Below are 20,771 nucleotides of genomic sequence, written 5' to 3'. Positions count from 1 at the left end.
GAACAAGTTACAGGTTCCGAGTGAGTGCGCAAGGTTGAATTATCGTCTCATAAAGGTCGTGCACACTATGCAAGTGGCAATGACTGTAGAGAATGAGACAGAACAAAGTTAGAACAAAAAGATTCAGGAAGGAATCAACTTATCATGACTAAGAAGAGCGTTAAAGCACTATTCGACGCAACCGCTTACGACAAAGCTGGCGACAAGCTCGGTGGCGTAAAGGAAATTTTCGTTGACGACAAGACTGGTCAGCCAACTTTCGTTGAGGTTAACCACGGTCTATTCGGTTTGAGCAGCAGCCTTGTTCCACTACGTGGTCACCGTCTTAATGGCGACGAGCTTCACCTAGCTTTCAGCAAGGATCGCATCAAGGATGCTCCATCTCTTGACTCCGAGAAGGGCCTTAACCCACAAGAGCAGAAAGAACTCTACGCTCACTACGGTCTAGAGTCTATCGAAGATGTTGAGTCTTACTCTGCTGAGAACACCACCACTACTCACACCACTGAGCAGGCAACTTTCGCTGGTCAGACTGCAAACACCGAGACTGCTGCAGCTACTGAGCGTCGTACTGCTGCAACCGATGATGACAGCATTGTTCGTTCTGAAGAGCAGCTTACTGTGAACAAGGATCGCGTTCAGTCCGGTGAGGCTCGTATCCGCAAGTACGTTGTTACTGAGACTGAGACTGGTGAAGTTCCTGTTACTCGTGAAGAGGTTCAGGTTAAGCGCGAGCCAATCTCTGCTGAGGATGCTGCTAACTACAACGGCAAGATCGGTGAAGACGAGGCTTCTGTTATCCTGCACGAAGAGCGCGTTACTGTTCAGAAAGAAACTGTTCCTGTAGAGAAGATCTCTCTTGAAAAGACTCAGGTTCAGGACACTGCACGTTACTCTGAGGAAGTTCGCAAGGAGCGCGTAGAGTTCACCGACGACGTTGAGAAGAACTCTAAGAAGTAAAATCCTGCGATAACCGCGCAGAACCATTAAGCCACTGTATGCCCTCATGCGTGCAGTGGCTTTTTATATAGTCATATAGGCTCTTTTATGACCTGTTTATAGACCTGCAATTATGAGGAGAAAAAGATGAGTGATCGAAAAATGCGAGTACCTTGGCCGGAACTGTCCCTGGCTCTCCTCGGCGGTATCCTCATCGTCGTTGGCTTAGTTTTTTCGCTAGGAAGCGTAGGCGCGCTTGGTATTCCGATAGCAGTAGTCTCTGTTCTTGCTGCTCTCTTTACTCTCCCATTATCGTTGCTGCATAGTCGAGGACAATTTGTCTCCCTGTTCGTCGGCACGATTCTTAGCCTCGGTGGTCTTTGGTATGGCATGAGTCAACAAGAGGATGCAGAAATTTTCTCCCCTGCACTCTTAGCTTTCGTCGGAGCAGCACTTATCTTGTCCGCACTATGCAATCTCATTGCGCGTAGAGGATAGTTCTAGCGCATTGCCACGTATTGCTGCCAGGCAAGATACGCACTCATCACCACAACCAACACCAGCAGCGCACGTCGTAAAAGTTTTGTACCCCCACCAAGCACCGTCCGTGCCCCCAATTGTGCTCCGGCGATATTCGCCAACGCCAATACCACCCCTAGTTTCCACATCACATACCCACCTGCAATAAATACCGCAAGTGCACCCAGGTTGGTACTCGTATTGACAATTTTGGCCAGGACTGCTGATTGCATGAAGTCTTTGGCAATGATGGCACTAAAGCTCATAATTAAAAACATTCCGGTACCTGGCCCAAAGACACCGTCGTACATAGCAATAAGTGCTACCACACCCAAAATAGCTACTCGACGCAGCGTCGAGTGTTTTTCCTGATTATCCTGCCGCTGCTGCCCAAATTGCGGGCGCAGTGCCACAAAGGTTCCCGAGAAAAGCAATAACACAATCACCACGGGACGCATGATGTCCTTATTGATCTGTGCTGCCACTAACGCACCACCAGCAGAACACAGCAATGCAAGGGGTACGAGTTGGCACGCAAACCGCTTATCCAATGGTACTTTGCGCGCCAATGCCCATGTGGCTGAGGCGGTTCCACTTACCGCAGCCATTTTATTCGTTGCTGCTGCGGTGGCATAAGAAAATCCAGGTGCCACGCTGAGGATAAGCGGAATGAGGACTAATCCTCCCCCACCAATCACTGCATCCACCCATCCGGCAGCAGTTGCCCCAATGATGAGAACAATCCATTGCGCAATATCCATGAGAGTTATCATAGACCTGCTTGGGTATCGTCGAGAGCTTGTTTGTTTTTCGCTGTACTTTGTTTTTAATAAAATTGCACACGGGATAGATACGCGATGAGTGGAGGAAGTGGCTATGGCAGCAAAAGATAAGCGCATATGGTTGAGGTGGCTGATTGTCGTTGCTGCGTCGATAGTGTTCGGGCTGTTATTTCAGCGACTCCATATTCCTGCGGGTTGGATTTTGGCGGGCATTCTTGCCTCTGGGGCACTTGCGTTATCCACTGGTCAAGAATTGACCATGAATAAGCAGTTTTTTGTGTTTGTGCGAGGGTTCATTGGTATTTTGGCTGGTGTTCCCCTAGTTGGCACCCCATTAGTTGAGCTGACCCCCTATATTTTGCCTGCACTGTTTACCACCGCTATCACCCTTGGTATTGGGGTGATTGGCGGATTATTGCTCTCTAGGGCGCAGCGCGCAATTAGCTCTGAAACTGCTATTTTGTCCATGCTCGCCGGAGGTGCGTCCATGATGCCCATGCTGGCTAAAGAGTTAGGGGCAGATTATCGCTATGTGGCTTTGAGTCAATACTTGCGATTGCTGATTATCTCTATTTCTTTGCCGCTTATCACCCATGTGTTGTCCCCTCAAGGTGCCAGCTCTCATGCAGTGCACCCTCCACTCCAAGCGTGGTGGGTGTTGCTCATCATGGCGCTAATCGCCTTTTTCGGGGATCGTTTCGGGCGGCTATTGCACCTGCCAGCGCCGACTGTTCTTGGACCTATGGTATGTACTGTCATTATCGGCAAGGCATTATCCATTGACTTTACCCCGCCATACCTGGTGCAATATGTTGCCTTCATGGCAATTGGTTGGATGTGCGGTGGTGGATTATCTGTAGCAGCACTCAAACTTTTTGCTGCACAACTCCCGGCAACCTTGATTTTTATTGCGGTTCTTATCTGTGGTTGCGCTGCCACTGCTCTACCGTTAACTAGCTGGCTTGATGTGAGTTATTTTGAGGCGTATCTGGCTACTAGTCCTGGTGCATTAGAGACTGTGCTGGCATTATCCAGTGAAGGCAATGCAGGTTCTGTGGTGATTGCCTTCCAGATTATTCGTGTTATATGTGTGCTGTTATTGGCTGGTTATTTGCCTACGCTGATACGGCTTATATTGCGTCGGCGCTCGGATTAATTTTCGCCATGATGGCGTGTAGGGCGTGTAGATCAGCATCATCCAATCCTAATGACGCTGCTACTTGTGCATACATCTGTTTTGCTTCGGCTTCCATTGCTGTGCTTTTCGACGTTAAAAAGAAATGCACTTTGCGATAATCCTTAGGATTATGTTCTCTGGTTACCAGCCCTGCTGTTTCCATGCGTTTGAGCAGCGGTGACAAGGTGCCAGAGTCAAGGTCTAATGGTGTGGAAAGCTCCCCTATGCTTTGCCCATCTTGTTCCCAAAGGCACACCAGCACCAGGTATTGCACATAGGTAATGCCCCATTCTTCCAAGTATGGGCGATACATTCTTTGCATGAGGCGAGAGCCTGTGTAGAGCTGGAAACAGATGTGCTTATCTAGTTGCATTTCTTGAGCCATATATGCAATCATATTGTACGCAATTAAAAAATACAAGGAGAGAATACCATGACTATCGCACTATTCATCACTGCTGCCCTTGCAGCAATCCTCCATATCTTTATTTTCTATTTAGAGTCTTTTGCGTGGTTAGGTAAAGGACGAGCAGTATTTGGCATGAGCGAACAACAAGCACATGCAACCAAAGAAATGGCATTCAATCAAGGTTTTTATAACCTCATGCTTGCTATTGTCACAATCATCGGCTTAGTTTTGTGGACCATAGCACGTCCAGCAGCAATAGCCCTCATTGGTGCGGGCACCGGTTCCATGTTTGCTGCTGCTCTGTTACTTTTTGCTACTGCACCTGATAAGCGTTCAGCAGCAATCAAACAAGGAACTCTGCCCCTACTGGCACTCATTCTGCTTAGTTTTGCGGCTTAATCCGCTTAGTCCAAGAGCTGAGCTCGCAAAATAGACATCGGAATTGAGCCCAATGCCAAAGCGCGCGAGTGGAAACCTTTGAGGTCTTGACCTTGGGCCAGAGCGTCGTCGCGCAGCTGCTGCCACAGGCGCTGCCCTAGCGCATAGGATGGTGCCTGACCCGGCCAGCCTAGGTATCTATCCAGCTCAAAGGCAAGATTTGCGTCATCCATAGCAGAGTTTTCGCGCAAGAAATGCTTGGCATAAGTGGCATCCCACACGTCAGTACCCTCAGGGTTTTTCTTGCCTAAATGAATCCCAATGTCAAGCACCACGCGCGCTGCTCGCAATCGTTGAGCATCTAATAAGCCCATGCGGGTGCCTGGGTCATCGTGGTAGCCCAATTCTTCCATGAGCGCTTCGGCATATAACGCCCAACCTTCGCCATGACCTGAGTTCCAGCAACCAATGCGTCGCCATAAGTTGAGGTTATCGCGTTCGGCAATCGCTGCACCACATTGTAAATGATGTCCAGGAACCGACTCGTGGTACACAGTGGTTAATTCCTGCCACGTGTGAAAAACCTCTTGACCAGCAGGAACTGACCACCACATTTGACCTGGGCGTGAAAAATCATTGCTCGGTGGAGTATAGAAAATACCACCGGTGCCTGCGGGGTCAATGCGTGCCTGAATTGTGCGGATTGGTTGTGCAATATCAAAATGTACGCCGTCTAATGCCGCAATGGTGTCGTCGGCAGTTTTTTGCATCCACTCTTGGAGCTTGTCCGTACCGTGAATGGTATAGCGCGGCTCATTATTGAGCTTTTTCATTGCTTCGCGCACGCTGGTACCTGCGCCATAGAGTTGAGTAGCAATTTTTTGCTGTTGCGCAATTATTTCCTCTAATTGCGCCAATCCCCAGGTGTAGGCCTCGTCGAGATCGACAATATCGCCGACAAATTGGTGGCTAAATCGCTGGTAGCGCTCTCGACCTACTGCATCGTCGCTAGGAGCTTGGGGAGCAAGATTCTCTGCCAGCCACTCAGCCATAGTGCCAAACGCCTCTTTGGCTGCCAACACTGCGCTATGATCAGCAGCCAAACCAAGGTTTTCCAGCATGGAATCAGAATCGGCTAGTTCTTTGCATTGGCGCATGACTGCATCTACTTGGCGTTGTGGGGCGACTTTTCCTTGGGAGGCCGCCAAAGCCAAAGACTCGCGGTATCCCGCCAATGCTTTATCAACGTGGCTAAGTCGTGCTGCTATTGCCTCTTGTTGTTCTGGTGTGTCCTGCGGCATGAGCATGAAAGTGTCGCGGATTTCTTGCACTGGGGAGGCGATATTATTGAGCAGCTGGAGGTATTCCCCGTTGTGGTGCAAGGATAGTTCGAGGCAAAGACGATCATGTAGTACCTGTGCGGTGACAATATCTACGTCGTCAAAGTCGTCTTCGTCGTCGCTTTCGTCGGTGCAGTCGTCGAGGGCATCGACGTCTGCGATCATCTCGCGAGTGCGGTCAGCGATATTTTCCCAGTATTGCGGGGAAAAATCTTGAAGTTTGTCTTCGTACCCTTCGATTCCCCAGGCAGTTGCTTGAGTTGGCGATAATTGCGCAAGATCGTGGATGTAGGAATCGCAAGAAGCGTCGAGCAGGGATGGGGTTCTTGGGGACTGTCGTCGAGAAGTCATAGTTGGCTAGTTTAGCCACTTTGGGGCTTAATAACCACCCCACGGTCAGCGCTTATTTTTTCATGCTTACCGACGCCCACCTAAGACAAATCTGTCTATAACTTAGGGTTTCTTCCATCCTTTTTGGGGCAAAAATTGACCACAATTTAGACTATCCAGTCTATTTGACTTATTCTGTTTTTATGCGTAACAAGTTTACCGTCGCAAGTACGCCCGCTTTCGCGCGACCGCAAACCCCCGCAGCGGTCTGTATGCATATCACCCGCCTGCAGCAGCCCGTCACCAGACAAACAATCGTTAAACTTTCACAAAAGTCCCAACCGACTGTCACTCGTGCCATCAAGGCGCTTATCGACGCACAACTGATCAAAGAACGTCATGACCTATCGACAATTGCAGGCCCAGGGCGACCCACCATTCCCATCCAATTGAATACTTCGCCTTGGGTACAAATCGGTATAGCTGTGGGTACGCATTCCACATATATTGGCGCCTATAATATCCGTGGTCAGGTGCTGCGCGAAAAGTTTGTCGATATTACTGTTGCGCAGATTCATCCCAAAGAGTTTATTACACACTTAACGCCCCATATTCATGGGATTATTGAAGGCATTGGCTTACCACTGGCTAATCTGGGCATTGCCACATCTGGAACAGTCAATGCTGATGGGTTAGTAACTGCACCTAATTTGGGGTGGGATCGAGTAGATATCAGCAATTACCTGCATAATCAATTTGCTATTCCTATTACAATCACCAGCGTTATCACCGCCATTGCTGGTGCAGAGCAACAATTACAGTCGCCAGAAAAGAAAGACAAAGTGCTCTTGTTCTATGTCGATGATTCTAATGGTGCAGCAATCCTTACTACCGACGGGGTGTATCGCCTTGACGTTGCAAAAACAGATTCTCGCGTCGCTCTTGGGGCGATAGCCGTCGCACTGGCTAAAGAAACAAAACCAGACACCATCGTGTTAGCTGGTTCCGCTTTTGCACAACAAACCGATGCCCGCAAAGTTGGGCATAGCATTAAGCACTCTTATAAAAAAGAGGTGGAATTGCGCGTTATCCCCACGCATTTAGATAATGCTCGCGCAGCGGCACGAGCAGTAGCGCTCGACCGCCTCATCAACGATCCACTCGGCATCGCAGGACGAATGCGCAACGCAAAAGTAAAGGATACTCAGTAGGAATCGTCAATGCGTCGATTAGCGGCACGACCAGGGTGTTCCGGCGTTTCAGCAGGATAGCCCATCGCAATGACCATGCCAACGCCACGATTAGTACGCCCACCCAAACCGAGCGCGTCAAGCACCTTTGCCTCATCCCAACCAGTAGTAGGTGAGGTAGCCAGTCCTTCAGAGCTGGCAGCAATAAGCGCAAAAGAAGCAAGAATCATTGCGTCTTTCATGGCAGTTTCCCGCAAAGCAGCTGCGTCGAGCTTTTCATAATAAGAATTGACATAGGCTGCTCGTTCTTCGCCTAGTAGTTCAACAAGGTCATTAGGCACATCGGTATGAGCGACAGTCACCAAAACCACAGGAGCATCGCGCAATTGCTTCTGACCAGAGGCAGCAAAAATGCCGTCCTTTACCTTTTGATCACGAATAACCACCAAATCCGCACGTTGTGCGTTAAATGCAGTAGGTGCCTCTAGCGTAAGGTGAACCACCTTATCGAGAACTTCATCTGTGATTACCTGGTCAGTATATTTGCGCGTCGCCCGACGTTTTGCAATGGCTTCACTCACGGTCAATGACATTGCTCTGCCTTTCTCAAGTTATCTCTTCACGCATTTAATTGATGCAGCAACAATTATAGGTCAAGGCATAATTATCGCAAGCGCTTATAGGAACACAGATTAGGTATAAACAACTCACACGGAACTAACAGCTATGCATTTTTAATGAGTTTCTGTGCGCGCTGATGAGACACCCCAAGCAAGGCGCCAATATCCCGCAAGGTAAAACCCTGCTTTGATAAATCCTGAGCCGCACTGTGCATAGCGGCAGATGCTTGCATAGAAAGTTCGTGAGCTTTTTCATTGAGTTCGCGTGCCTCTGTAGCAAAAGCTAAATCCTCATTAGATACATCGACATGTATTACCGCATTCTGCGGGTCGTCGGTGAGTTCAGGAAAGAGTGTGAGTGCATCTTTGATTACATCCGGGATTTCGTCGAGTCGTCGTGCTTGTGTGATAATGCCAGGTTCTTCTTTTACACGGAGACTCCACCAGTTTTCATTGAGCGTTGCGGTGACGCGAAAAGTGTTCATGGTTAGTTGATTCCTAGCTGCTTGTAAATGCTTTTTGCATCGTTATTCGGGATTTCTGTGTGACGTGCGAGGGTTGTGTATTTTTCTCCGACCCAGATTCTTGTGTGGTTTGCGCCTTCGATGATTCGTATTTCTTGTTGTGTCTTTTTGGCGTGGTTTCGGATTGTTTTAAGGATTTCTTTTCGCTTCGTCGCTCACGGATTCTATAGCTGTTGAAACTTTTTTGCCAACAACTATAGAAATAAATCCATGCAAAAGGGGTGGTGTTGTAACACACCACCCCACCAGCGTACTAATAGCTGACTATGTAGGCACACTCACCATGCACGACTCGGACTACCTAGGCAGCACGTAAATGACCACCCGTGGTTACTCGCGCACCAGACTTCTGAGTCTTGCCACCAGTATTGGTCTTAGCACCAGCCTTATCCGTCTTAGCGGTCTTAGCGGTCGTGGCTTTAGCGGAATCACCAGGCTTCGCACCCTTGGCAGCGCCTGTACCCTTGGCAGCGCCTGTACCTTGACCATTCACACCAGAATCAGCAGGCTGTGCACCCTTAGCAGCAGAATCATCCTGCCCGCCCTGACCATCGCAATGCTTGGTCACCTCACCAGCAATCACATCACCAGGCTTTGCAGCATCAGAACCAGGCTTACCGGAATCGCCATCACCAGGCTTGCCAGAATCATCAGAGGCAGGATCATGCGGCTTGCCAGGCTTATCAGGCTTCACACCCTCACCAGGCGTATCCTCACCAGGCTTATCAGAAGCAGGATCATCCACCGACGCCTTCGCCACATCAGAATCACCCACAGGACCATCAGAACCAAACTCACCATCACCATAAACAGGGGTTGCCTCAACAGTCGCCACATTCACATGACCACCAGACATCGGCGCCTTGAGCGTTGCATGGCACATAAACGACTCACCCGGCTTGAGCGTGTCCGGCTTATCGTCGCAGGTGATCTGATCAGCAGGAATCACATTATCCGACAGCGCGATGTCACCGAGCGTCGCGGTACCATCATTAGTCACCTCAAACGTAATATCCATATCCTCACCCGGTTGAACCTTCACACCAGGCTTTGTATCAGCATCCTGCCCATTAATCTTCTTCGCAACCTTCACCGACGGGAACACCTCACGACCCTGCGGCTTAGGATCAACCGACGCCTTCGCCACATCAGAATCACCCACAGGACCATCAGAACCAGACTCACCATCACCGTAGACTGGGGTTGCCTCCACAGTCGCCACATTCACATGCTTACCAGACACAGGAGCTGTAAGCGTTGCGCTACAGGTAAACGACTCACCAGGAGCAAGAACCTCAGGCTTATCGTCGCAGGTGATCTGATCAGCAGGAATCACATTATCCGACACCGTAATGTTTTCTAATGTTGCGGTACCGATATTCGACACCTCAAACGTAATATCCATCTGACTACCAGGAGCCACCTTCACACCAGGATCCGCACTCGCCTCCTGACCATTAATCTTCTTCACCACTTCCACCGCAGGGAACACCTCACGAACACTCTTCGGCTTCACCCACGCCTTCGCAGTATCAGAATCACCCACAGGATCTGTTGAACCAGACTCACCCTCACCATAAACAGGAGTTGCCTCAACCGTTGCGATATTCACATGCTTACCAGAGGCAGGAGCTGTGAGTGTTGCCTGGCAGGTAAACGACTCACCAGGAGCAAGAACCTCAGGCTTATCGTCGCAGGTGATCTGGTCAGCAGGGATCACATTATCTGTCAGCGTGACATTGTCTAGTGTTGCAGTACCAGTGTTCGACACCTCAAAGGTGATGTTCATATCCGAACCAGGAGCAAGCTCAACGCCCAAACCATCACCAGCATCCTGGCCATTAATCTTCTTCACCACCGACACAGACGGATGCTTCACATCCTTCTGAGGCTCCTTCACCCACGCATTCGCCTCATCAGAATCCTTCACAGGCCCATCTGAACCAGTCTCACCATCCGCATACACGGGGGTTGCCTCCACACTAGCCACATTCACATGCTTACCAGAGGCAGGAGCCTTCACAGTTGCCTCACAGGTAAACGACTCACCAGGAGCAAGAGTCTCAGGCTTGTTCTCACACACAATGTCTTTGGCAGGGATCACGTTATCAGTAACCTCAACCTTTTCTAATGTTGCAGTACCTGTATTCGACACCTCAAACGTGATGTTCATATCGCTACCTGGAGCAACCTCAGCACCAGGCTTCACATTCGCATCCTCGCCGTTAATCTTCTTCACAACCTTAATGGAAGGCTTCTTTACTTCCTTGACCGGTTCATCCACCCACGCACGCGCAGCATCCGTATCCTTCACAGGAGTATCAGAACCAGACTCACCATCCGCATAAACAGGGGTTGCCTCGACAGTCGCGATATTCACATGATCACCCGAAGCAGGAGCCTTCACGGTTGCCTCACAGGTAAACGACTGGCCAGGAGCAAGAGTATCCGGCTTGTTCTCGCAGGTAATCTGGTCAGCAGGAATCACATTATCCGTGACAGTAACATCACCAAGTGTTGCGGTACCATCATTGGTCACCTCAAACGTGATGTTCATATCGCTACCTGGAGCAACCTTCACACCAGGTGCCACATTCGCATCCTGGCCGTTAATCTTCTTCACAACCCGAACAGAAGGCACACGCTGAGTATTCTGCGGCTCATCCACCCACGCCTTAGCAGAATCAACATCAGTAACTGGACCCTCAGGACCAGACTCACCATCCGCATACACAGGGGTTGCCTCGACAGTCGCGATATTCGTATGCTTACCAAACTCAGGAGCCTTCAACGACGCAGAACACGTGAAACTCTTACCAGGAGCAAGGGTTTCCGGCTTGTTATCGCAGGTGATCTGATCAGCTGGAATCACATTATCCGACACCACAGCACCAGCAAGAGCCACATCACCATCATTAGTCACCTCAAACGTGACCTTCATATCCTCACCCGGTTGAACCTTCACACCAGGATTAGCATTCGCATCCTGCCCATTAATCTTCTTCACCACCCGAACAGACGGAACCTTCACCACCTTCGCAGGCTCGTCGACGCTAGCGTGAGCAGGATCAGAATCACGCGCAGGCTCATCAGAACCAGTCTCACCCTCGCCGTAGACTGGGGTTGCCTGAACAGAAGCGATATTCACATGCTTACCAGCAGCAGGAGCCTTCACGGTTGCCTGGCAGGTAAACGACTCACCCGGTGCAAGGGTGTCTGGTTTATTTGCACAGGTGATCTGATCAGCGGGAATCACATTGTCAGTAACCTCAACATTTTCTAGTGTTGCAGTACCGTCATTGGTGACCTCAAAGGTGATGTTCATATCCGCACCAGGTTGAACCAACACACCCGGCTTCACATTCGCATCCTCACCATTAATCTTCTTCACCACCGACACAGACGGATGCTTCACCACTTTGGTTGGCTCTACGGGAATAACCGGAGTGGACGACGATGGCTTAGGATCCTCAACGGAAGTCGTTGGTGTTGGTTCAACAGACGAACTGGTAGGAGTCGGCTCAGCAGAAGAAGATTCCGTTGTAGACGGCTCAGACTCAACCGATGACGAAGACGGTGCTACAGACGACGTAGTAGAAGTAGGTTCCACTGATGTCGAGGAAGTAGACGCAGTAGAAGACGGCACAGCAGATGAAGAAGTTACTGATTCTGTTGGCTCATCATCACAGATTGTGATTTTTACAGCAGCGACGTCACAACCATCTTCAGAGATACCGCTATAACCTTCACCAACCTCTGAAGTCACACCTGGAAGAACAAACGGCTGGCTTACATCGATTTTTGTCTCTGGATCATCGGATGGTTCGACAAAACCTAAATCACGCGTTATTGCCGTAGTGATAGATTTTCCATCTTCCACGTCAGCACCAATTATGCCCATAGAGTCAGTCTCTTTGGTTACCAAACAGGTGCTATTACCAGTGATACCGTCGTTAGTTCTATTTTTGCGATAAAACTCAAGTAGCCCTTCACTAGGTGTTGTAGAGTATTCCGGCAACGTGTGCTCTAAGAAGCCACGAAAAACATGCTCTTCATTGTATTCTGCATCAGGATCAGGATAGAGTTCCCACATAGATCCCGGTTCCCCGTACGCAGTCCCGGATCCACCAGTCTGAAAACCTAAACCAAGTTCATTAAAGTGCGCACGTGGTCCAGATATTGCAAAAGGAAGGTACGTCTCCTCAGCAGCAACTTTATAATCACCCGTTACTTCTAAGGTAGTAACACCCGGCACATATTCCTCAGGATTAAAAACAATGTAAGTGTACGCATTTCCCTCAGCAGGTGGTGTATAAACAGACGGCTGATCGATACTTATGTAGTAGTCTCCGCCCGTATACTCAAAGTCTTCTAAGCTCTTTTTGCCATAGAAAATACGAGCCTCATATTTTCCATTCTTCCCAAAAGATTGTAAAGTCTCAAATTCGCCGCTATTCAAAGCAGCATATGCATCTACCAGATCAACTGAAATATCTTTCTCACTCACCGCAGGAGTTTCACCCAGACGAGCACCTTGCTGCTGACCAGCAAGATACTCCTCCAAATTCTGATCTGGAGAAGAAACAATACGCATTTTCACATTATCCAGAACAGCAGGAATAGCAATAACATAGCCACCAGATTGCAAGCTCTTATTCTCTGACATAATTGCCGGCTGCACTTGGAATGTCTTTGTCACATGAGCAGTGTCACCTACTTTAGACACACACATATCACCACCATGACAATTGACCACACCACCCGATTGCATATCCATGAGCTTAAGCTCGCTCAGACGATGTTTTTCCTCATCACCAATATGCACCTTAAAGCCATTACTTGTGGGCCAATTAAAATCAACTTTTCCGCTAGAGGTGTCTTCAGCACCAGCTAGCACAGGTGACACTACACCTGCTGCGAGCATTCCTATGCTCATCAATACCGCACCTATACTGCGCGGTATGCTACGTTTTCTCCCCACGACCTACTCCTTAGAAAACCTTAAGAAAACATAAAACACCTAAAGAATAGACCCCCCCCCCCATCAAAACGCCAGTCGAAAGAGAAAAACAATCAAGCACCTACCCCTGAAAATGGCTCATATCTCACCCCATAAATAAAAGTGGTGTTTCGGAAATAACATTTCCTCAAACACCACAGTTAGAAAGCCAGGCAAATACTGAATCGCACCTAGTCCATATTGCGCAATATGCCACCAGTAGTAACACGAGCACCCGATTTTTTGACTCCCCTTACGTCGGAAGTATGCGCAGTAGCCTTCTCAGCACTGGTTTTCTTACTAGATTTATCACAATGCTTTGACACCTCAGCGACAATGACACCAGGCTTGACCGGTTCAGGTTGAGCAGGCGCATCAGAACCAGACTCAGTAGGTACAGGAACAGGCGTTACCACCAAAGACGAAGATGCAGCAGCAGAGGATGGTTCAGGTTCCTTCACAACAGTGGTTGGTGTTGGCTCCGCAAACGATGTGGTAGACGATGGCTTAGCAGAAGAGGAAGGCTCAGATTCTGATGTAGATGGTTCAGATATAGATGTGGCAGGAGCCGCTGAGGACGACGACACCGCAGAAGAAGGCACAGGTTCAGACGTGGTTGGCGCAACCGAAGACGCAGACGGCTCCACCGCAGACGAAGATGTAGCAGATGTAGATGACGGTTTTACGTCAGCAACCTCCTCAGCCTCCACAACAAACTCACCACCACAGGAGGCACCATAATTGCCCACAGTCTCACCCTCAGCAGTCTTGCCCGCCTCAAGATCAGCCTTATCCACATAGTAATTCACCTGCGCCTCATATGTACCACTCTCATTAGGAGCAAACGCAGACACATAGGTGTCCAAAACCACGATAGGGGCAACAGGCTCGCCCTTGCGAAACTCATCAATGGCATCCTCATAATAAGTAATGTTTTTCTTATTACGCGAAGGAGTTGCACCAAAATCAAACCGCGTCATACCAAACAAAGTAGGCTGAGCATCAGCATGACTACCGCTACTGCCATATTTTATCTCACCTGTGTCTGGATCAGTATATCCATGTTCCAGCCTCCCCAGATAAACAGCTCCATATGGGAAATCGACACCATACTTTTCTTTTTCTTCCTCAGACAATTCTGTCGCCGTAAGCATGCTCATCTGCCTACCCATATCTTCACCGAAATCCGCGAGCTTGAACACAATCTCACCAGGAGAAACTTTCTCCACACTCAAATGAGTTTTTAACCACTCGCTAAATGCAGTTTCCACACCAGAACCAGACACTAACCCACCAATGATCTCATCATATTGAGCTATCTGTTCAGCAGAAAACTGGTCAGAAGATCCAGGCCCCTGCATGAAGTATTCTCGTGGCACACCCTGCGCTATCGCTTTATCCATAACAATACGACGAATCGCCTGGGGTACAGAAATATCGGACCACCGTATATTCCTAGCATCAAAACCATTGTAGGAATCTAAAGGCTCTGCTGATTGCAGGCGGATATACTGTGTTGGATCTTCCATGATCTTCGCCGCAAGAGCATGCTCACTCACAGGAGTAGTACCATCAAGGAACTCTAGGTCTTTCTCCCCAGTAGTTTTAATCTGCACATATAAATCTTGGAAGAAAGGATCAAACTGGTAATCCGATGGAGCTAGATGTGCTTCCTTAAACCACAAACGGTTATGCACCGTGCCATAGAACCCAGCACGCTTATCACCAGCAACACCATCCTGACGATAGGCCATATCAGTCAACGCACTGGTTGCCGGATCACGTTGTACACCAAGACCAGCCCACGTGGTATTACTAGTGTCAAAACTACGGTTTTGACACACAAAAAGCTGATTCAGATAATAATCTGCAGATTCATACCCAGCTTTTTCTAGTGATGCGCTATCACCACTCAGCTCCGTAACCTCACCAGTAAACTCTGGATCAGGCAAACGCAACTCATCAGAACCAGCACTCGTGTCCGCGTCGTCGGCAGCTAAAACTGGCGACATCGCACCACCAAAAAGCAAACCGACACCCATCACGACCGCGCCTACACGACGTGATAATCCATGCGCATTCCCCACGACCTACTCCTTAGAAAAACCTTAAGAAAACATAAAGCACCTAAAGAATAGCCCCCCCCCCATGAAAATGTCCAGCCGAAAGAGTGCTCCTTCTGCTCGCACAGCCCTTTTGCACAAAACAATGAAGCGCATTCCCCCTGTTGAATGTGAAAAGTGGGGTGGTGCTTGTTACACCACCCCACATCTGCGCCCACACTATACGTGCTATACGTGTGCAGGACACACGCCTGTTTAAGAAGCAGGCTTTAAGCTGCTAGATGACCACCCGTGGTTACCCGCACACCAGACTTCTGAGTCTTGCCACCAGTATTAGTCTTAGCACCAGCCTTAGCCGTAGTCTTAGCGGTCTTATCCGCAGCAGGCTCAGCCTTCACAGGCTCGCCGGACTGTGCCCCACCAGACTGGGCAGGGTTGGTTGGTTTCTGGCAATGCTTCATCACCTCACCAGCAATCACACCACCAGACTGGCCAGGCTCAGCAGGTTTGCTGGACTCAGGTTCGCTTGGTGTGCCACACGCAGGCTTAGCACCCACAGACTCACCACACGACCCAGCAGGCTTGCTGGACTCAGACCCAGCAGACTTAGCAGGCTTGTCTGCCTCAGACTCAGCAGGCTTAGCAGGCTTAGAAGGCTTCTCTTCCTCAGACTCCTCTGGTTGGTCAGGCTCCACCACCACAGCACGAGCCACATCCACATCCAACACCGGACCCTCAGAACCAGTCTCACCATCACCATACACAGGTGTCGCCTGGGCGGTAGCGATATTCACATGATCACCCGTAGCAGGAGCCTTCAACGATGCGTGACAGGTGAACGACTCACCAGGGGCGAGTGACTCCGGTTTATCCTCACACACAATGTCTTTCGCTGGGATCACATTATCCGTAAGATCAATGCTTTCCAGTACTGCCGAACCAGTATTAGTCACCTCAAACACGATGTTCATGTCTTCACCCGGTTGAACCTTCACACCAGGCTTACTATTAGCATCATCACCATTAATCTTCTTAATGACTGTAATAGAAGGAACCTTCACCACCTTCTCAGGCTCATCCACCCACGCACGAGCAACATCAGAATCCATAACAGGACCCTCAGGACCAGACTCACCCTCCGCGTACACAGGGGTACCTTCCACCGTTGCGATATTCACATGATCACCAGACAATGGTGCCTTCAATGTCGCGGTGCAAGTGAAACTCTCACCAGGCTTAAGTGACTCTGGTTTATCCTCACACATGATATCTTTCGCATCAATCACATTATCCGACAATGCAACGTCACCGAGTGCCACATCACCATCATTCGATACCTCAAACACAATGTTCATATCCTCACCAGGTGACACCCCCACACCAGGCTTCGCATTGGCATCATCGTCGTTAATCTTCTTAATGATTTTGACAGAAGGATTCATCACAGTTGCATCAGGAACATCCACCCACGCATTCGCCTCATCAACATCCTTAACCGGCTGATCAGAACCAGTCTCACCATCACCGTACACTGGGGTGCCTTCAACCGTTGCGATATTCACATGATCACCCGAAGCAGGAGCCTTCCATGTCGCATGGCAGGTGAACGACTCGCCAGGAGCAAGAGTCTCTGGCTTGTTATCACAGGTGATCTGGTCTGCTGGGATCACATTATCCGACACAATGACATTGCCTAATGTTGCGGTACCAGTATTGGTCACCTCAAACGAGATGCCCATATCCTCACCCGGTTGTACTTTCACACCAGGCTTACTATTAGCATCATCGTCGTTAATCTTCTTAATGACGTGAATGGAAGGCTTCTTGACTTCTTTCTGTGGTTCATCCACCCACGCATTCGCCTCATCAGAATCCCGCACAGGAGAATCAGAACCAGTCTCACCCTCACCATACACTGGGGTGCCTTCCACCGTTGCGATATTCACATGATCACCAGACAATGGTGCCGCCAGTGTCGCATGGCAGGTAAACGACTCACCAGGCTTCAACGTCTCTGGTTTGTTATCACAGGTGATGTGGTCTGCTGGAATCACATTATCCGACAATGCAATGTTTTCCAGTGTTGCCGAACCAGTATTCTTAACCTCAAACGAGACATCCATATCCTCACCAGGTTGCACCTTCACACCAGGCTTCGTGTTCGCATCCTCGTCGTTAATCTTCTTCACCACAGTAATAGAAGGCTTCTTGACTTCTTTTTGTGGTTCATCCACCCACGCACGCGCAGGATCATCATCAGACACAGGGCTTGTGGGACCAGACTCACCATCCGCATACACTGGTGTGCCCTCTACACTGGCGATATTCACATGCTCACCAGACACAGGAGCCTTCAATGTCGCAGAACACGTAAACGACTCACCAGGCTTCAGTGACTCAGGTTTATTCTCACACGTGATGTCTTTCGCTGGAATCACATTATCCGACAAAGTGACATTGCCTAAGGTTGCAGAACCATCATTCGTCACCTCAAACGACACCTTCATATCCGCACCTGGGACTACCCTCACACCCGGTGCCACATTCGCATCCTCGTCGTTAATCTTCTTGATCACTTTAATCGATGGGAGTTTCTCCACTTTCGCTGGCTCATCCAACCACGCAAACGCCGAATCATCATCAGTGACAGGAGTATCACCCACAGGATGACCCTCCTCATCAACAGGAACACCAGTTACCGTCGCAGTATCCTTATGTGTGACACCAGAGCTTGGTGCCGGCAACACTGCGGTACAGGTAAACGACTCACCCGGTGCAAGAACCTCTGGTTTATTCTCACACACAATATCCTGAACATTCTTAATCTGATCGTCAGACACTGTCACGTCTTTGAGTGGTGTTTCACCCGTGTTCGACACCTCAAACGAAATGTTCAACGACTCACCAGGTTTCACAGCAACACCAGGCTCACGATTCGCATCCTCACCATTAATCTTCTTCACAACCCGAACACCAGGAACACGTGGTTTCGGTACCCGAGCATTCGCTGGGTCAGAATCCGTTAACGGTGTATCACCCACAGGATTACCATCCTTATCCACAGGTGTAGCAGTCACCGTACCCGTATTCGTATGCATCTCACCAGCCTGAGGTGCAGGCAGGGTTGCATAACAAATCAGTTTCGCACCAGGGTTCAGTTTCTCTGGTCGACCAGGACACGTAATGTTACTTGGATCAGTAATCACATCATCACTGACCACAATATCCTTCAACGGCATATCACCAGTATTAGTCACCTCAAACATAATGTTCATGTCTGAGTCCGCATCAACCACAACAGCATCCTGTGTGGTGTTAGCATCCACAGCGTTAATCTTCTTCACAAGTTCAACACCAGGGACTGCACCATGCGCATTCGCAGGATCCTGTGCTGTTACATCCCCACCATCAACAGGATTACCATCCTTATCCACAGGTGTTGCTGTTACTGTCGCAAGGTTTGTATGCTGCTCACCAGGTTTCAGACCATCAAGAAACGCACGACATACCGCCATCTCAGCAGGCTGCAACACAACAGCATCAAGACTCGTACTTACATTATTCATAGCGCAGGCGATTTTGTCTGCCGGGATCTTATCATCAGCAAGTTTTAAGTTTTTCAGCACCGTATTACCCGAGTTACGGATCATAAACTTAAACTCTAATTCTTTGCCCTCAGCAGCAGCAATACCAGGAGCCTCATTCGCATCCTCCGCACTACCACGAATAAACTGGTCAAGAAGTCGTCCGCCAGGAAAGGTAACAACCCTCACTGTTTTCAGTACACTCACACCAGGCACAGATTTTGCTTGGAGCGGATCACCATGAGCAACACCCTCCATAGCCTGAAACTGTGTAGCTTCACCTTCGCCACAGGAACCATAATGCGCACCACCACCGACGTGAGCGCCTTCCTTGTAACTCACAGGGTCAGTGGAATAGGTCAGGATAGTGTTGTACTTCGCAGCACCAGAATACGGAGCAAACACATCACCACCAAAAACAGAGAGTCGATACAATGCACGCCTCTTGAGCACTGAGGCTACAGCATTAGCACTAGCATTACCATTCTCATCAGGGTAAACCTTGCCTATAGTGCGCAATGATGCAACAGACTCTCCCCAAGCATTCTGCATGATCACAGGTTTATACAACCCAGGAACCTTATAATCCACATACACAGTACCGTTTGCAGGATCATCATTGGATCCAATCACCTCAGGCTTATGAGCTTCTTGCCACGCCTTAAACGCTTCCGCAAACAATTCACCTAAAGCGTCAGCATCTTCTTGAGTAATTGTTTTACTGTTCCAGTCAAAAGACTCACTTAGTCCGTTGGTTCCTGGTTGTGCTTTCGCTTTGATACCTTCAAGATCAAAGTCAGGTGGATACACATACGCTTGTGGAGGAACAGGAGTACCAGAAGGGTACTTAACATCTATGTCATTAGGTATCCAACCACCATACGAATTAGAAAAACCCCAATCAGACCCTGCTGCATTTAGCACAACCTGCAAATGCGAAGAAAGTTCTGTCATTTTCATGGGTGTTTGTGCCTCATCTACACGTACACGCACATAGATGTCTTGGAAGGTTTCGTTCGCACCGCCAACATCACCAATCGGCGGAGTCACAAACACACGACCCTGCGCCTGACCGTACACGCCAGCACCTTGTGCAGCATTCTCATTGGTAGCAGCATAATACTTCAAGCTCATATCATCTGTTTCACATGCCATGCGGGGGATAGGCATACCGCCAAAACCCCTGGGGTATGGGTTCGTGTTGGTATTACATTTTCCACCATCACGTTCAACTGTGGTATATAAATTCCACTCATGATTGTTACCCTGTGAATCAATTGTTGTTGCAGTGTACTTCAAGGACGCCGGGTCACGCTCACACTGACCTCTGGGAATTTCTGCTGTACGTGTAAGTTGTGCCGTACGGTTTACGAATCCCTCAGACTCTGGCTGCAACGTAGCACGATAACCACCGTATATAGAGCTAACAGCAATGATTGTTTTTCCTGACTTAGGATCACTCACTGCTAAGTCACCATCGAGAGGAGGGAAAGCAGTGTGGAATCTATAACCTTGCGATTTCACTTTGATATCAACATAATCCCCTGGTTTTGCGTCATCAGGGAACACGAAATCAACAGTCAACACAACCTTATCCTTGTTAGTAGGATCAGCGGTTACTGTCATGTTTTTAATCACCGAATCAGGCAACCGCTTCCCACTAGCAGTATCCGCCGCTGGTGCTGTTGTCTCTTCTTGAGCCCACACCACAGGCACACCAACACCAGAGCCAGCACCTCCCCAGATACCACTGGATAGTAATCCAGTAGTCATAATCACTGCACCAACACGGCGCAGCAACCAGTGTTTCTTCCCCATGAACACTCCTTAGAAAAACCTTAAGAAAACATAAAACACCTAAAGAGTAGCCCCCCCCCATGAAAATGTCCAGCCGAGAGAGTGCTCACGCACCCACTA

General features: G+C 49.1%; 13 protein-coding genes. 5 read left to right on the top strand and 8 right to left on the bottom strand.

Translation table 11 applies throughout. The features are described from left to right. Positions 1–144 precede the first annotated feature (144 nt). The gene (locus tag EML15_RS04115; protein ID WP_144273603.1) at positions 145–960 is read left to right on the top strand and encodes a PRC and DUF2382 domain-containing protein; all 816 of its coding nucleotides are present in this window, start codon (positions 145–147) and stop codon (positions 958–960) included. 126 nt (positions 961–1,086) lie between these two features. Further along, the gene (locus EML15_RS04110; protein WP_144273602.1) at positions 1,087–1,437 is read left to right on the top strand and encodes a DUF2583 domain-containing protein; all 351 of its coding nucleotides are present in this window, start codon (positions 1,087–1,089) and stop codon (positions 1,435–1,437) included. Positions 1,438–1,439: 2 nt separating this feature from the next. Here the strand turns inward: EML15_RS04110 and EML15_RS04105 are convergent, their stop codons facing one another. Then, positions 1,440–2,219: a TSUP family transporter gene (locus tag EML15_RS04105; RefSeq protein ID WP_144274104.1), complete on the bottom strand. Its 780-nt coding sequence runs from the start codon at positions 2,217–2,219 to the stop codon at positions 1,440–1,442. Positions 2,220–2,334: 115 nt separating this feature from the next. Here EML15_RS04105 and EML15_RS04100 point away from each other — a divergent pair, with 115 nt between their 5' ends. Beyond that, positions 2,335–3,396, top strand: a complete 1,062-nt coding sequence (locus EML15_RS04100) for an AbrB family transcriptional regulator (RefSeq protein WP_144273601.1) — start codon at positions 2,335–2,337, stop codon at positions 3,394–3,396. On the opposite strand, the gene EML15_RS04095 is transcribed toward EML15_RS04100, so the two are convergent. Next, the gene (locus tag EML15_RS04095) at positions 3,371–3,802 is read right to left on the bottom strand and encodes a MarR family transcriptional regulator (protein WP_144273600.1); all 432 of its coding nucleotides are present in this window, start codon (positions 3,800–3,802) and stop codon (positions 3,371–3,373) included. The genes EML15_RS04100 and EML15_RS04095 overlap by 26 nt on opposite strands. A 48-nt stretch (positions 3,803–3,850) precedes the next feature. Here EML15_RS04095 and EML15_RS04090 point away from each other — a divergent pair, with 48 nt between their 5' ends. Continuing rightward, positions 3,851–4,225 (top strand): DUF1304 domain-containing protein, encoded by a 375-nt coding sequence (locus tag EML15_RS04090; RefSeq protein WP_144273599.1) that lies wholly within the window; start codon positions 3,851–3,853, stop codon positions 4,223–4,225. A gap of 5 nt (positions 4,226–4,230) precedes the next feature. Here the strand turns inward: EML15_RS04090 and EML15_RS04085 are convergent, their stop codons facing one another. Then, positions 4,231–5,895 (bottom strand): DUF885 domain-containing protein, encoded by a 1,665-nt coding sequence (locus tag EML15_RS04085; protein ID WP_144273598.1) that lies wholly within the window; start codon positions 5,893–5,895, stop codon positions 4,231–4,233. Positions 5,896–6,077: 182 nt separating this feature from the next. On the opposite strand from EML15_RS04085, the gene EML15_RS04080 reads away from it, so the two are divergent. Next, positions 6,078–7,085 carry an ROK family protein gene (locus EML15_RS04080; protein ID WP_144273597.1) on the top strand — a complete coding sequence of 336 codons (1,008 nt, stop codon included), beginning with the start codon at positions 6,078–6,080 and terminating at the stop codon, positions 7,083–7,085. On the opposite strand, the gene EML15_RS04075 is transcribed toward EML15_RS04080, so the two are convergent. From EML15_RS04075 to EML15_RS04055, 5 genes are all read right to left on the bottom strand, one after another. Beyond that, entirely contained in the window at positions 7,079–7,657 is a 579-nt protein-coding gene (locus EML15_RS04075) for a nitroreductase family protein (RefSeq protein WP_144273596.1), read from the bottom strand. The two genes, EML15_RS04080 and EML15_RS04075, sit on opposite strands and share 7 nt — an antisense overlap. A 131-nt stretch (positions 7,658–7,788) precedes the next feature. Then, positions 7,789–8,169 carry a transcriptional regulator gene (locus tag EML15_RS04070; RefSeq protein WP_144273595.1) on the bottom strand — a complete coding sequence of 127 codons (381 nt, stop codon included), beginning with the start codon at positions 8,167–8,169 and terminating at the stop codon, positions 7,789–7,791. 340 nt (positions 8,170–8,509) lie between these two features. After that, positions 8,510–13,189 carry a hypothetical protein gene (locus EML15_RS04065; RefSeq protein ID WP_144273594.1) on the bottom strand — a complete coding sequence of 1,560 codons (4,680 nt, stop codon included), beginning with the start codon at positions 13,187–13,189 and terminating at the stop codon, positions 8,510–8,512. 209 nt (positions 13,190–13,398) lie between these two features. Beyond that, the gene (locus EML15_RS04060; RefSeq protein ID WP_144273593.1) at positions 13,399–15,294 is read right to left on the bottom strand and encodes a hypothetical protein; all 1,896 of its coding nucleotides are present in this window, start codon (positions 15,292–15,294) and stop codon (positions 13,399–13,401) included. 245 nt (positions 15,295–15,539) lie between these two features. Beyond that, entirely contained in the window at positions 15,540–20,672 is a 5,133-nt protein-coding gene (locus EML15_RS04055; RefSeq protein ID WP_144273592.1) for a hypothetical protein, read from the bottom strand. Positions 20,673–20,771: the final 99 nt, after the last annotated feature.

The sequence above is a fragment of the Corynebacterium sp. sy017 genome (assembly GCF_017918135.1).
Lineage (GTDB): Bacteria > Actinomycetota > Actinomycetes > Mycobacteriales > Mycobacteriaceae > Corynebacterium.
Note: the sequence above shows the minus strand (reverse complement) of the source record. Positions and strands in the feature narration are given on the sequence as shown.